Annotated in this window: 12 protein-coding genes; 5 read left to right on the forward strand and 7 right to left on the reverse strand. The window is 62.0% G+C overall.

Features of this window, described 5'->3' with window-relative positions:
• Positions 1-384 precede the first annotated feature (384 nt).
• Complete coding sequence (locus AAEZ10_RS04075) at positions 385-738, forward strand: DUF6124 family protein (protein ID WP_041479078.1); 354 nt, start codon at positions 385-387, stop codon at positions 736-738.
• A 274-nt stretch (positions 739-1,012) separates the two neighbouring features.
• Here the strand turns inward: AAEZ10_RS04075 and AAEZ10_RS04080 are convergent, their stop codons facing one another.
• The 3 genes from AAEZ10_RS04080 to inhA form a co-directional block, all read right to left on the reverse strand.
• The gene (locus AAEZ10_RS04080; RefSeq protein ID WP_073474028.1) at positions 1,013-2,578 is read right to left on the reverse strand and encodes a methyl-accepting chemotaxis protein; all 1,566 of its coding nucleotides are present in this window, start codon (positions 2,576-2,578) and stop codon (positions 1,013-1,015) included.
• 102 nt (positions 2,579-2,680) lie between these two features.
• Entirely contained in the window at positions 2,681-3,472 is a 792-nt protein-coding gene (locus AAEZ10_RS04085; protein ID WP_350567854.1) for a CPBP family intramembrane glutamic endopeptidase, read from the reverse strand.
• Between the two features lie 249 nt (positions 3,473-3,721).
• A complete protein-coding gene (gene inhA / locus AAEZ10_RS04090; RefSeq protein ID WP_151551170.1) occupies positions 3,722-4,408 on the reverse strand; it encodes an isonitrile hydratase in 687 nt (228 codons plus the stop codon).
• An 89-nt stretch (positions 4,409-4,497) separates the two neighbouring features.
• Here inhA and AAEZ10_RS04095 point away from each other — a divergent pair, with 89 nt between their 5' ends.
• Positions 4,498-5,481, forward strand: coding sequence for a GlxA family transcriptional regulator (locus AAEZ10_RS04095; protein ID WP_350567858.1), 984 nt, complete (start codon positions 4,498-4,500; stop codon positions 5,479-5,481).
• Here AAEZ10_RS04095 and AAEZ10_RS04100 read toward each other — a convergent pair.
• The 3 genes from AAEZ10_RS04100 to AAEZ10_RS04110 form a co-directional block, all read right to left on the reverse strand.
• A complete protein-coding gene (locus tag AAEZ10_RS04100; protein ID WP_350567861.1) occupies positions 5,450-6,337 on the reverse strand; it encodes an alpha/beta fold hydrolase in 888 nt (295 codons plus the stop codon). The two genes, AAEZ10_RS04095 and AAEZ10_RS04100, sit on opposite strands and share 32 nt — an antisense overlap.
• A 186-nt stretch (positions 6,338-6,523) precedes the next feature.
• Entirely contained in the window at positions 6,524-8,350 is a 1,827-nt protein-coding gene (locus tag AAEZ10_RS04105; RefSeq protein WP_243241758.1) for a glycoside hydrolase family 15 protein, read from the reverse strand.
• A complete protein-coding gene (locus AAEZ10_RS04110; protein WP_122751537.1) occupies positions 8,343-9,143 on the reverse strand; it encodes a glucose 1-dehydrogenase in 801 nt (266 codons plus the stop codon). Before AAEZ10_RS04110 ends, AAEZ10_RS04105 begins: the two co-directional genes overlap by 8 nt.
• A gap of 233 nt (positions 9,144-9,376) precedes the next feature.
• Between AAEZ10_RS04110 and AAEZ10_RS04115 the strand changes: the two genes are divergently transcribed.
• Entirely contained in the window at positions 9,377-10,549 is a 1,173-nt protein-coding gene (locus AAEZ10_RS04115) for an MFS transporter (protein ID WP_073474040.1), read from the forward strand.
• Between the two features lie 177 nt (positions 10,550-10,726).
• On the opposite strand, the gene AAEZ10_RS04120 is transcribed toward AAEZ10_RS04115, so the two are convergent.
• Entirely contained in the window at positions 10,727-11,860 is a 1,134-nt protein-coding gene (locus tag AAEZ10_RS04120) for a cupin-like domain-containing protein (RefSeq protein ID WP_350567866.1), read from the reverse strand.
• A 136-nt stretch (positions 11,861-11,996) separates the two neighbouring features.
• Here AAEZ10_RS04120 and AAEZ10_RS04125 point away from each other — a divergent pair, with 136 nt between their 5' ends.
• The gene (locus AAEZ10_RS04125; RefSeq protein WP_350567869.1) at positions 11,997-12,737 is read left to right on the forward strand and encodes a thioesterase II family protein; all 741 of its coding nucleotides are present in this window, start codon (positions 11,997-11,999) and stop codon (positions 12,735-12,737) included.
• Positions 12,738-12,772: 35 nt separating this feature from the next.
• On the forward strand, positions 12,773-13,756 hold the full coding sequence (locus AAEZ10_RS04130) for a TauD/TfdA family dioxygenase (RefSeq protein WP_016773893.1): 984 nt from the start codon (positions 12,773-12,775) through the stop codon (positions 13,754-13,756).
• Positions 13,757-13,901: the final 145 nt, after the last annotated feature.

A 13,901-nucleotide genomic window follows, 5' to 3' on the forward strand; every position in this document is an offset into this window, starting at 1 on the left:
CAGAGGCAATCCCTGCACTTAAACATCATCAAATAGCCACGTTTAAACTACACGATCCGTTACGCCATCCCGGCTACAACTTCTTGCGCTATTGCCTACGCCTACGCCAGAATCCGCCGGCTTACGCGGCTAGGCGCCGGGCTATATCGTTTGTTTGTCACTGAAAAACAGTGATGGGGTTTGGTAGCCCGCGTCGAAACCGTTGTATAGCGTCACCGTATGCAGTCCCGTTGCGGGGCTCGACTTTTATGGTGGGCATGCGTGGGGCTCCTTTGTGAGCGCCGGGTTTCCTGTTTCGACCGGTCTACCAACCTGCGTATGGCCACCACCCTTCGTTTGGTAGCGAGGGTGTTGGCTCCCAATATTCGAAACCGGAGTACGCCCATGTTCAAAGTAACCCCCAACCCGCCACCCCCCCACGACCGCGCCCTCGACCCGCAAAAAATCCAGGAAGCCACCGACCGCGCCCTCGATTACTACCTCAAACCCGAAGATCTGGCCGCTCCACCAAGCTCTCCAAAATATCGCCCGATCTATGTCGTGGACCCCACGCTGGATGACGAAACCCTGTTGGTCGAGGCCTGCGAGTCGCTTTCATACGCCCATGCCATGGCCGGTAACATCGCCAACTCGATAGGCGGCCCGGAACGCAAACCACTGCTGGCGCTGCAACAGGTGATCATGCTCAACGAACTGTTGGTCAATCGACTGCTGGATAAGCTGAAGTTGCCTCAGTAATTTCGCTGGCTTTTATGGCCTCTTCGCGAGCAGGCTCGCTCCCACAGGGGATTGGTGTCGGGCACGTAATCTGTGATCACCGCAGATCCAATTTAGGAGTGAGCCTGTTCGCGATGGCGGTCTTCGAGCCGACCAATTCCTCACGGCTGTACCTCATCCAATGTGGGAGCGAGCCCGCTCGCGAAAGCGCTCTACCGGACACCGTCATTTTCAGCAAGCAACAAAAAACCCGGAAAGCTCACGCCATCCGGGTTTTTTCATTCCAGCCATCCAATCAGCGGTTAAACCGCGCCACCAACGAATACTGGGTGTTTGCCGTCTTCGTCAGCTCTTCACTCAGCAACGCCGAGTTATGCGCCTGTTCCGAGGTCTGATCCGCCAGTTCCGAGATATTGCTGATGTTACGGCTGATCTCTTCAGCCACCGCACTTTGCTCCTCGGTCGCAGCAGCAATCTGCGTTGTCATGTCGGTGATGTTGGCCACGGCTTCGCTGATGCCGACCAGGGCCTGATCCGCTTCCAGTACCCGCGCCACGCCTTCTTCAGCCTGGCGATGGCCGGCTTCCATGGTCTGCACGGCGCTGGAGGCGGTCTGTTGCAACTTGGCGATCAGGGCATGGATCTGCCCGGTGGATTCGCTGGTGCGTTGCGCCAGTTGACGGACTTCGTCAGCCACGACCGCAAAACCTCGGCCCATTTCGCCGGCACGCGCAGCCTCGATGGCGGCGTTGAGGGCGAGCAGGTTGGTCTGGTCGGCGATGCCTTTGATCACGTCGACCACGCCGCCGATTTCGTCGCTGTCCTTGGCCAGTTGCGTCACGGTCAGGCCGGTTTCGCCGACGACCACCGACAGGCGCTGGATCGCTTCGCGGGTTTCGCCGGCGATGTCGCGGCCGCGGCCGGTCAGGCGGTTGGCTTCCTGGGTGGCGTCAGCGGTGCGCTGTACGTGGCTGGCGACTTCCTGGGTGGTGGCGGCCATCTGGTTGACGGCGGTGGCGACCTGTTCGGTTTCCACGCGCTGGCGTTCCAGACCGGTCGAGCTGTTGTGCGCCAGGGCGTCGGACTGCTTGGCCTGATCGGTCAAGTGCTCGGCGGTGTCCTGCAAGCGGGTCAGGCAGGTTTTCAGGCGTGCTTCCTGGCTGAGGATCGACATTTCCAGACGCGCCTGCGCGCCACGGCTGTCGGTGTACATCTGCGCGATCAGCGGGTCGGAGGTGGTCTGTTCGGCCAGGCGCAGCAGGCGCTTGAGCCCGCGTTGCTGCCACTGCAGGCCCATCAGGCCCAGCGGCACCGAGAGACCGGCGGCGAGAGCGAAGCCCCAATGCGAGTTCAGCGTCGCGCCGATCATGAAGCTCAGCTGGCTGACCAGAATGAACGGCAGCCAGTCCTGCAGGAGCGGCAGCCATTTGTCCGTCGAAGGAATCGCCGACTTGCCCTGGTTGATGCGTTGGTAGAGCGCTTCGGCGCGGCGGATCTGTTCGGCGGTGGGCTTGACGCGCACCGACTCGTAACCGATCACCTGATTGCCTTCGAACACCGGTGTTACATAGGCGTTAACCCAATAGTGGTCACCGGATTTGCAGCGATTCTTGACGATGCCCATCCATGGCAAGCCTTGTTTCAGTGTGCCCCACATGTGCGAGAACACCGCCGACGGCACGTCAGGGTGACGGACCAGATTGTGCGGCGCCCGGATCAGTTCCTCCCGCGAAAACCCGCTGATCTCGACAAAGTCGTCGTTGCAGTAGGTGATCACGCCCTTGGCATCGGTGGTGGAAATCAACCGTTGCTGAGCTGGAAAGGTCCGCTCGCGTTGTGTAATGGGCTGGTTGTTACGCATGGTTTTTCAATCCGCAAGGCTTTGAATGGTTGTCGGCGCCGACAGGTTTTTATTGAAGTTTTTTTTCAGATTTAAGTACGCCGTCGCAAAACCGCGCTTGCGTCAACTGGCCAGCATCGGATAGGTGAACAGGCCGAAGTGCAACAGGTTCAGGCCGAAATGGGTGGCGATCGCCGCGCCCAGTCCGCCGAAACGGTAGGCCAGACCATAGCCGACCCCGGCCAGTCCCGCCAGCAACACCCAGGTCCAGCCAGCACCCGCATGCACCAGCCCAAACAGCAGCGAGGCCAACAGCAGCGCGAGGTTGTCGCCGTAGGGCAGGTGCTTGAAGCGACGGCTCAGCCCGCCCTGTATATAGCCGCGAAACAGCGCTTCCTCGACCAGCGTCACCAGCAGCAGATTGTTCAGCACCCACAGCCAGGCCTGATCCGGCCACTTCGGCGCCCAGGCGATTACGCCGAGCAACAATGCGCCGCCGAGGGCGAGAATCACGCACAGCGTCAGGGCGAGGGCGGTGGCATAGACCGTCAGGCGCAACGAACGCCGCGCGACGATCCATGGACAGACCAGCAGCAGCCAGAAGCCCACCAGCGGTTTGTCGAGATTGAGGTACATCGCGAACGGCACGGCGTTGTCAGTGAACCGTTGCGGATTGATTACTCGGCCGTTGGCGAAGCCCGGCAGCCAGTGCATCGCCAGTGCCACGGCCAGAACGATGAACAGGCCATGGCCGAGCCAACGCGCGACCGGCACCTCTTGCTGACGCACGGCGAATGCGGCGAACAGCAAAAGCCCTACGGAGATCAACGCCAGCCAACCGAGCTGGCCGTAACTCAGGGCCAATCCATAACCGAGGCCGAGCAGCGCGAGATAAAGCCAGGGCAGCGCCTTCATGGAAAGTCCTTGTGCGAGATTTCTGGAAGGGGCTTTCTACACGGGCGAGGGAAGTGGGACAAGTGAAGGAGAGTGAGAAGCGCGACGAATAACTTGGGATCGACGTGTAGGAGCTGCCGAAGGCTGCGATCTTGAGCCTGTGGGACGCGGAGCGTCCCCGGCTGCATTCCCACGCAGAGCGTGGGAACGATCAGGTCAAAAGATCGCAGCCTGCGGCAGCTCATACAAGGGTTGTGATTGGCTGGGATATCAGCGCAGGCCCAGTTTGGCCGCCGCGCGCTCGGTAATCTCGGTACGCAACTTCAACGAAGGCGCCGCGCGCAACCGCGCCTCATCGACCACCGCGCTCGGCGCCACGTCCGGGCTCCCAGCGTTGAACGGCGGTGCCGGGGCATATTCCAGTTGCAACTGCACCAGTTGCGCCGTGTCGGCATCGACCAGTTCCGCCGCCAGCACCAAGGCGAAATCGATGCCAGCGGTAATTCCGCCACCGGTAAACAGATTGCCGTCGCGTACCACCCGATCCTTCACCGCAACCGCGCCCAGCGTCGGCAGCAACTCGTGATAGGCCCAGTGCGTAGTCGCGCGCTTGCCCTTCAGTAGACCAGCAGCGCCGAGCACCAGCGAGCCGGTGCACACCGAGGTTACGTAACGTGCCTGGGCGGCCTGGCGCTTGATGAAGTCCAGGGTCTGCTGGTCTTCCATCAACGGTCCGACACCACTGCCGCCGGGCACGCAGATTACGTCCAGATCCGGGCAATCCTCAAAGGTCGTAGTCGGTTTCAGCAGCAGGCCGGTGCTGGCCGTCACCGGCATCAGGTCCTTCCAGATCAGGTGCACCTGCACGCCGGGCAACGAGGCGAGTACGTCATAAGGGCCGGTGAGGTCGAGTTGCTGGACCTGCGGGAATAACAGAAAACCGATCTGCAGCGTCATCGTTCTTGCTCCGTTGAAAGAAGTGGACGACTGCACTGTAGGCGCGTAGGTTCTGGCGCATACGCCAATCACCCCACGAATTACGCCAAATGCCCAAAGCCATTCACGTCCTCGCGTTTGCCAATATGCAGATTCTCGATGTCACCGGGCCGTTGCAGGTGTTCGCCTCGGCCAACGATCTGGCCCGCCAGCGCGGTTTGCCGACGCCCTATGCGCCGAGCGTGATCGCCAGCGGCGGCGGGGCGGTGATGTCATCGGCGGGGTTGGCGGTGCTCGCCGAGCCGTTGCCACAAACGCCCAGCGACACCCTGATCATCGCCGGTGGCTGGGGCATTTATCCCGCCGCCGAAGACTCGCAACTGGTCGACTGGGTGCGCGAGCACGGCACTCATTGCCGGCGCGTGGCTTCGGTATGCACCGGGGCCTTTCTACTCGCGGCCAGCGGCTGGCTCGATGGTCGCCGCGTGGTCACCCACTGGACGCGCTGCGAGCAACTGGCCGCGCAGCATCCGAATCTGCGCGTCGAAGCCAATCCGATTTTCATCAACGACGGCCCGGTATGGACTTCTGCCGGGGTCACGGCAGGCATCGATCTGGCGTTGGCCATGGTCGAAGAAGACCTCGGCCGCGACATCGCCCTCGACGTCGCCCGGCACTTGGTCGTCTTCCTGAAACGCCCGGGCGGGCAGTCGCAATTCAGCGTGACGCTGGCGCTGCAACAACAGGGCAACCGCTTCGATGAACTGCACGCCTGGATCGCCGAAAACCTGACCTGCGACCTCGGCATCCCGACCCTCGCCGAACAGGCCGGCATGAGCGAACGCAGCTTCATCCGCCACTACCGCGCCGACACCGGCCAGACCCCGGCGCGGGCGATCGAATTGATCCGCGTCGAAACCGCCCGCCGACTGCTCAGCGATACCGGCCTGCCGGTGAAACGCATCGCCGCCAATTGCGGGTTTGGCAGTGAAGAGACGTTGCGGCGCAGTTTTCTGCGAGCGATTGGCGTGACACCGCAGGCTTATCGGGAGCGGTTTTCGGTCAGCGTTGCAGCAGATCCAGTATCGCCTTGAGGGTTTCCTGCGGCGCTTCTTCGGGAATGTTGTGGCCGACACCCGCCAGCACGCGCCGCTCATAGAAGCCGCTGAAATGCTCGGCATCTTCATCAATCAGCGAAGGCGGGCCGACGCCATCATCGCCACCGCACAGCGAAATGCTCGGCACGCTGATCACCGGCTGTGTGGCCAGCGCTTCCTCCATCCACTCCATCGCTGGATCGCCCGGGGCGTATCCGAAGCGATGCCGATAGGAATGAATCACCACGTCGACAAAATCAGGATTATCAAAAGCGTCAGCGGTCAGCGGGTAGCGTTCGTCCTTACGCGCCCATGTCGGCGACCACAGCCGCCAAAGCAGCTGACACAACTCCCGGCGATTCTGCTTAAGGCCCTCGACGCCACGCGGCGTGTGGAAATAGTACTGATACCAGAGCCGATGCTCGTCTTCGGGGTCCAACGGCTGTTTCGCATGGGCGATGTCCTGCACGAGGTAGCCGTCGCCGCTGACCAGCCCGCGCACTCGCGCCGGAAACAACGCCGCGACAATACACGCCGCTCGACCGCCCCAGTCATACCCACAAAGCATGGCCTGTTCGATACCCAGCGCATCCATCAGATCGAGCAAGTCCTGCGCCATCGCAGCTTGCTGGCCGGAGCGCAGGGTTTGCGCACTGTTGAACCGGGTCGGCCCGTAACCGCGCAAGTACGGCACGATGACGCGGTAGCCTCGCGCGGCCAGCGCCGGGGCGACTTCGTCGAAGGCGCGCGGGGAATAGGGGAAGCCGTGGAGCAGAATCACCGGGGCGCCGTTGTTCGGACCGTGCTGTTCGTAGGCAATGGTCAGGGTTGGGGTAAGAACGCTCTCGATCATGACGAACCACTCCGTTTGAATCGTATTCAGACACTCTGGACCTGCGAACGGACTGCGGGTCACCGCTGCGCAGGTTTCACCATGAATATGGGCCTGAGCCAGTTGTCTGGCATGCAGGCCCGTTGTGGAAACATACCTGTCGATCAGAGATCGGTCTGACAAGCGCTGGCGAAAAAGCGCTCACCGCTATGGCTGCCAGGAGCTCTTTTCGCCACTCAATTTGCGATCGAGAAAACTCGCTGCACTGATCAACGCCAGATGCGTCAGCGCTTGCGGCGTGTTGCCCAGATGCCGGCCATGGCTGTCGAACTCTTCGGCGTACAGCCCAAGCGGGTTGGCATATCGCAGCAATTGCTCGAACTCCAGGTGGGCTTTTTCCACCTGGCCGGCGCGGGCCAGGCATTCGACGTACCAGAACGAACACGCGGCGAACGCGCCTTCGGTGCCACTGAGGCCATCGATGTTGGCGTCTTCGTTGCGATAGCGATAGACCATGCCGTCGCGCACCAGGGTTTTTTCGATCGCTTCGAGGGTCGACAGCCAGCGCGGATCCTTGGCGCTGACGAAGCGCACCAGCGGCATCAGCAGCATCGAGCCATCCAGTGCGGTACCACCCTTGTACTGAACGAAATGCCCGCGTTCTTCGTTCCAGAAGTTGTCCCAGATGTCGGTGTAGATCGCTTGCCGGGTGTTATCCCAACGGGCGAACGGCGCCGGCAGCGAACGCTTGGAGGCCAGACGGATCGCCCGGTCCAGCGCCACCCAGCACATCAGCCGCGAGTGCAGGAAGTGATGGGTCTCACCGCGCATTTCCCAGATGCCGACATCTTCGCTCTGCCAGGTCTCGCAGACCTGATCGACCACCTCGCCGACGTGCCGCCAGCCTTCGTGGGAAATCGCGTCGCCGTACTTGTTGACCAGATACACGGCGTCCATCAGCTCACCGAAGATGTCGAGCTGGATTTGGTCATAAGCGCCATTACCGATGCGCACCGGTTGCGCGCCGCCGTGACCGGACAGGTGCGCGAGTTCGGTTTCCGGCAATTCCTGCTGGCCGTCGATGGCATAGAGGATGTTGAGTTTCATCGGTTTGCCGCAGCAATCGCTGACCCGTCCGCGCAGCCACTGCATGTAATGGTTGGCCTCGTCGACAAAACCCAGGCGCATGAACGCGTAAACGGTGAACGAGGCATCGCGGATCCATGTGTAGCGATAGTCCCAATTGCGCTCGCCGCCGGGAGTTTCCGGCAGGCCGAAGGTGGCGGCGGCAAGGATCGCACCGTGGCGGCGTGAGGTCAGCAGTTTCAGGGCGAGGGCGGAGCGGTTGACCATTTCCCGCCAGCGCCCGCGATAGTTGGATTGGCCGATCCAGCCCCGCCAGTATTTGAGGGTGCGCTGCATGCACAATTCGGCGGCGCCTTCGGCAAAGCGTGGGTCGTCGCTGCCGCCGAGCATGAATGCGGCGGTTTCGTTGTGCTCGAGGGTGAACTGCGCGACGGCGGCTTGCGCGTCGATTTGCAGCGCCTGATCCGAGGCAAGGCGTATCGACGGCTGGCCAGCGGCGTGGAACGTCACGTCCTTGACGTCCATCTCTGCCCGGGTGTCGGCGCGACCGTAGTCGTGGCGCACCGCGCAACGCAGGTTGAACGTCGCCGAGCCGCTGACCACGCGCACCCGGCGCATCAGCAGGGGCAGGGCGTCGACATCATCACCGATGGGCAGCAGATCGGTGATTTCCACCACCGCGTGTTCGCTCAGCCAGCGGGTCTGCAAGACGTTGGTGTCGGGCAGGTAAATCTGTTCGCGGCGCGCATCCGGCAAGTCTGGCGCGAGCTGGAAAATCCCTGCTTCAGGGGTATCGAGCAGCGAGCAGAAGATCGTCGGGCTGTCGAACTCCGGCCAGCAGAAAAAATCCACGCTGCCCTTGTCGTTAACCAGTGCGGCGCTGCGCATGTCGCCGATGATGCCGTGGGCACCGATGGGACTTTGTTGTTCCATTTCAGGCTCAGCCATTGCCGCGAAACTCCGGATAGAGGCTCATCCCGCCATCGATGAACAGGGTGGTGCCGACGATGTAATCGGACAGGTCGGAAGCGAGGAAAACCACTGCGTTGGCAACGTCCTCGACATCGCCAATGCGCCCGTAGGGAATCAGCTCAAGAAGTTTGTCGCCGGCCGCGCCTTCAGTGGCTTCTGTGTTGATGGCCGTGCTGATCGCACCGGGCGCGATGCTGTTGATACGGATGCGCTGGTGGCTGACTTCCTGAGCGAGGCTCTGCATCAATTGATCGACGCCGCCCTTGGACGCCGCGTAATTGACATGCCCGGCCCATGGAATGCGCTGGTGCACCGAACTCATGTGAATGATCTTGCCCGCCGCGCGCGACACGCCTTCGCGCAAGCCCTGACGCTGGAAAATCCGCAACGCCGCCCGTGCGCAGAGGAACTGCCCGGTGAGGTTGACGCCGATCACCGTGTTCCAGTCGTCGAGCGTCATGTCCACGGCGGCAGCGTCTTTTTGCAGGCCGGAATTGGCCACCAGAATATCCAGCGAGCCGAAGGCTTCGACGGTCTCGGCGAACAGCCGCTCGACATCTTCTTCTTTTGAAACATCCGCGCCGATGGCGAGGGCCTTGCCGCCTTCGGCGTTGATCTGTGCAGCCAGTTCTTCGGCGGGTTCGGCGCTGCTGTTGTAGTTGATCACGACCGCAGCGCCGGCCGCAGCGAGTGCCTTGGCGGCGGCATGGCCGATGCCGGAGCTGGCGCCCGTGACCAGCGCCACCTGATGAGCGAGGGAAATCTGCATGACGATTCGCGCCTTGGTTCCAGAGACTTAAGTAGCTGACTGATGGCAGACGCTGAGAGTTCATTTGCTGGAAGCGGTGATTGCGCTGGCCCCTTCGCGAGCAGGCTCGCTCCCACAGGGGACGGCATTTCGAATGTGCGAGCGAAGGGGCCTTCACAGACCGCTAACAATTGCGCGCTTCCACGGCATTCAAGGCTATGGCAACTTGGCCGCCCCTGATGAGGCTGCAATCGATGGCAAACCCCTATCGCGAATTGTTCACCGCCCCCGGTGCCCGTGCGTTTGTGCTGGCCGGGATGCTGGCGCGCATGCCGATTTCCATGACCGGCATCGGCCTGATCACCATGCTTGCGCAGTTGAACGGCGGTTATGCGCTGGCGGGTGCGGTGGCGGCGACGTTTGCCTTGGCCACGGCGTTTTGCGCGCCGCAGGTATCGCGGTTGGTGGACCGTTACGGGCAGGGGCGGGTGCTGCCGATCGCAGCGCTGACCGGTGGCGGCGGGTTATTGATGTTGCTGCTGTGCACGCGTGTGCAGGCGCCGGACTGGACGTTGTTCGTCTTCGCCGCGCTGGCCGGGTGCATGCCGAGCATGTCGGCGATGGTGCGGGCGCGCTGGACCGAGATCTATCGTGGCCAGCCGCAATTGCAGACGGCGTATGCGCTGGAGTCGGTGCTTGACGAAGTGTGTTTTATCGTCGGGCCGCCGCTGTCGGTGGGCCTGTCGGTCGCGGTGTTTCCCGAGGCCGGGCCGCTGGCGGCGCTGTTGGCCCTGGCCATCGGCGTGACGGCGTTTGTCGCCCAGCGCAGCACCGAACCACCGGTGCACGCGCAGGAGTCGCAGCATCAGGGCTCGATCATTCGCTCGACCGACGTGCAATGGCTGCTGGCGTTGATGCTGGCGATGGGCGTGATCGTCGGAGTCATCGATGTGGTCAGCGTCGCTTTCGCTCAACATCAGGGCCAGCCGGCAGCGGCGAGTATTGTTTTGTCGGTGTACGCGATCGGCTCATGCCTGGCCGGCATCGCCTTCGGTGCGATGCGTTCGAAACTGCCATTGCCGCGCCTGTTTCTCTACGGCGGCGTGGCGACGGCGGTGACCACGCTGCCGCTGCTTTTGGCGAGCAACATCCTTGGCTTGTCGATCGCGGTATTTATCGCCGGGCTGTTCTTTTCGCCGACGCTGATTGTGGCAATGGCGTTGATCGAACGCATCGTGCCGCCGGCCAAACTGACCGAAGGCCTGACCTGGCTGGTGACCGGACTGAGCATCGGCGTGGCGATCGGCGCCGCCGGTTCCGGCGCGCTGGTCGATGCGTTTGGCGCGCGCAGCGGATTCTGGCTGGCGATTGCGGCGGGGGCGGTGGTGCTGATTTCCGCGTTTCAAAGTTTCCGTCACTTGAAATAAAAATCCTGTTGTAGGAGCTGACGAGTGCAACGAGGCTGCGATCTTTTGACTTTGACTTTGACTTTGACTTTGACTTTGACTTTGACTTTGACTTTGGATTTTGAAGATCAAGATCAAGATCAAAAGATCGCAGCCTCGTTGCACTCGTCAGCTCCTACGCTCCTACAGGAAATGGGGTTACCAGCCGCGTCCTGAGTTGACCCAGAAGTTGACGGATAGCGACGTCGACACCGACTCCACCTGATGGAACCAGCCCTCGGGCAGGAACAGCAGATCCCCAGCCTCCAGTGTCACCTGCAAAAACGCCACCTCCCGCGCTGCCGGGAAGCGTTCATAGTCCGGCGCATCGGGGTTGAAATCGCAGCCATCCAGGCCACCCTTGGGCGCGGTCGACCAGGTGCCCAGTGCCTCGCGGTGATGCGGCGCGGCAAGGGTGAATTTTTTCTGCCCCCAAACCTGGGCGAAGAGGTTGTCGGTATCATCGCGGTGCAATGGCGTCAGCGTGCCCTTGGGGCCGATCCAGATACGTGGCGGAATGAACAGCGACGTGTCGAAGTAGGGCGGGTACTGGATCTGCTGCAACAACTGCGCGGGCAGGATGTTGTTGCCCATGTACGCCGGCGGCTCGCCGTCCGCGCCTTTGACTGCCGGGCTGTCCAGTGAGGCGATGAACTCGGCCATCGAGGTCGAGCGGAAATCACGCTCGGTGGAAAAGGTCTTCTTCACGTAATCGCCATGACGGGTGATGCCCTGCAGTTCGGCGAAATGCACCAGCGACTCCTCGCGGCTCAGGCTGAACAGTGGCCAGTCGTGCAGGGCATTGCTGATCACCAACGGAATGCCGTTGGGCAGATACCGGGTTTCGAATTCGTGCCGGCTCAACTCGGCGCGTGTGCGACGTTCGACGCTGGTCTGGCGAGGCAGCGCGGCAGTGAGCTTTTCGCTGAAGCGCGGTGGCGTCGGGTAGCGCTTGTTCATGTCGACCTTTTCCACCGTGCCGCCACCCTGGCGGGCGTGGTCGATAATTTGCGGCAACATCGTCGCCAGGCCCATGTTGCCGCCGATCTTCAGGCGCCCGCTGGCGAACAGTTCCTCGACGTTGACCACGCCGGCCATGATCCCGAGAAAATCCTTTTCAGCGACTTCGATGGTCACGTCCGGACGCGGGTGGCGCCCGGCTTCCGTGCGCCGGCTGGACTTGATGTCATACCAGTACGCCTGTTGCGCGCTGAAAATGAACTGGAAAACCCCCTCGATGCCGACCGCGCCGGCGTTGGCGAACAACTTGCCCAGAATGCTCTGCAGGTCCACGGTGATTCCCTCGCGATTGTTGTTTTTTTCCTGAACAGGCAACGAGCGGCTGGCGGCGGAATTTAGCGGCCGGGCGACTAATTTGTCCGGCCAGTGATCCGTCTTTCTTGCAGACACATTTTTCAAGGAAAGCGCGGTGACCAAGCTGACATTGCTGTGCCTGCCCTATTCGGGCGCCAGCGCCATGGTTTACAGCCGCTGGCGGCGTCAACTGCCAACGTGGCTGCAATTGCAACCGGTGGAACTGCCGGGGCGTGGCGCGCGGTTCGATGAGCCCCTGCAAACCGACATGCGCGCACTGGCGCGGCAACTGGCGCGCGAGCACAAGCCGGGGCTGCAAGGCCCTTATGCGTTGTTCGGGCATAGCCTCGGTGCGTTGCTCGCCTGCGAACTGGCCCATGCCTTTCGCGAGTCGGGTGTGCCGGAGCCGCTGGCGCTGTTCGCCTCCGGCACCGCCGCACCGTCCATGCGTAGCGATTACGACCGCGGCTTTGCCGAACCGCGCAGCGATGCAGAGCTCATCGAACAGTTGCGCACCTTTCAGGGCACCAGCGAAGAAATCCTCGCCAATGAGGAATTGATGAGCCTGACCCTGCCGGTGCTGCGCGCCGATTTCATGATGTGCGGCCGCTTTACGCCTGCCGAGCGGCCCCCGCTCAATTGCCCGGTGCACGTGCTCGGTGGCAAGGAAGACCGCGCCACCACCGAACAGCTGATCGGCTGGAGCAAGGAGACCCTGGGCAGTTTCTCGGTGGATATGATGACCGGCGGGCATTTCTTCATTCATGAACATGAAGCGCGGGTCATTCGCACGATCAAGAGCCATCTGGAAGTGCATCACCGACGCCTTGCGCAGGCCGTGCAACCGGCGTTCTGAGACGCGCCTCATCTATCATTTTCAGGAGGCCAGTCATGGCTGTTGCTCTGGGGTTTTCCGTGCGGCCGTTGCTGCCGCAGCGCGGACGTTTGCCGCTGTTGGTCGAGGCGGGCGATGCCGACACCGATCTGTTGGCGGTATTCGATGAATTGAAGGCCTTGGTCGACGAGCATTTGCTGCGCGACGGTGGCGTGCTATTTCGCGGTTTTCGCCTCGATGGCGCCGAGCAGTTCCGCCAGTTCGCCGCGAATTTCGGCCATCCGCTGCTGAACTACGAGTTCGGCTCGACGCCGCGTACCAACGTCACCCAAGGCGTGTACACCTCCACCGAATACCCGGCGCACCAGAGCATTCCGCTGCACAACGAACAGGCCTATTCCCGCGACTGGCCGATGAAGATCTGGTTCTACAGCATGATCGCCGCCAGGTCCGGCGGCGAGACGCCGATTGCCGACAGCCGCGAAGTGTACCGGCGCATCCCCGTGGCGATCCGCGAGCGGTTCGTCAGCAAAGGCCTGATGTACGTGCGCAACTTCGGCAATGGCCTCGATGTGGCGTGGGAAGACGTGTTCAACACCGAAGACCGTGAAGTCGTCGAGGCCTACTGCAAGGCCCACGGCATTGTCTGCGAATGGAAGGACGACGGTGAGCTGCGCACGCGGCAGACCTGTCAGGCGGTGGCGGTGCACCCGGTGACCGGCGACCACGTCTGGTTCAATCAGGCGCACCTGTTTCACATCTCCAACCTGCCAGCGGACGTGCGCGAAAGTCTGCTCGATATCGTTGACGAAGAAGACCTGCCACGTAACGTCTACTACGGCGACGGCTCGCCGATCGAAGACGAAGTGCTGGCGCAGATTCGTGCGGTGCTCGACGACTGTGCGATCAGTTTTCCCTGGCAGGAGGGCGATGTGCTGATGCTCGACAACATGCTTTCGGCGCACGCGCGCTCACCGTTCGAAGGGCCGCGCAAAGTCATCGTGGCGATGGCCGAGGGGCATTCGCAGGACGTGCGCTGACCTGTTCGCACCCCTTCAACTCAAATGCCGAATCCGGGCCTGTACCGGCTTCGGCATTTGTCTGTCTGGCCTTTGTACCGTCGGGCCGTGATTGCCGCTGGCGCGCTAAATCATTGCGCGGGCCATTCGTTCTTGTTGATACGAC

It is taken from the genome of Pseudomonas sp. H26/SER47-MNA-CIBAN-0231 (assembly GCF_040310465.1).
GTDB lineage: Bacteria > Pseudomonadota > Gammaproteobacteria > Pseudomonadales > Pseudomonadaceae > Aquipseudomonas > Aquipseudomonas atacamensis.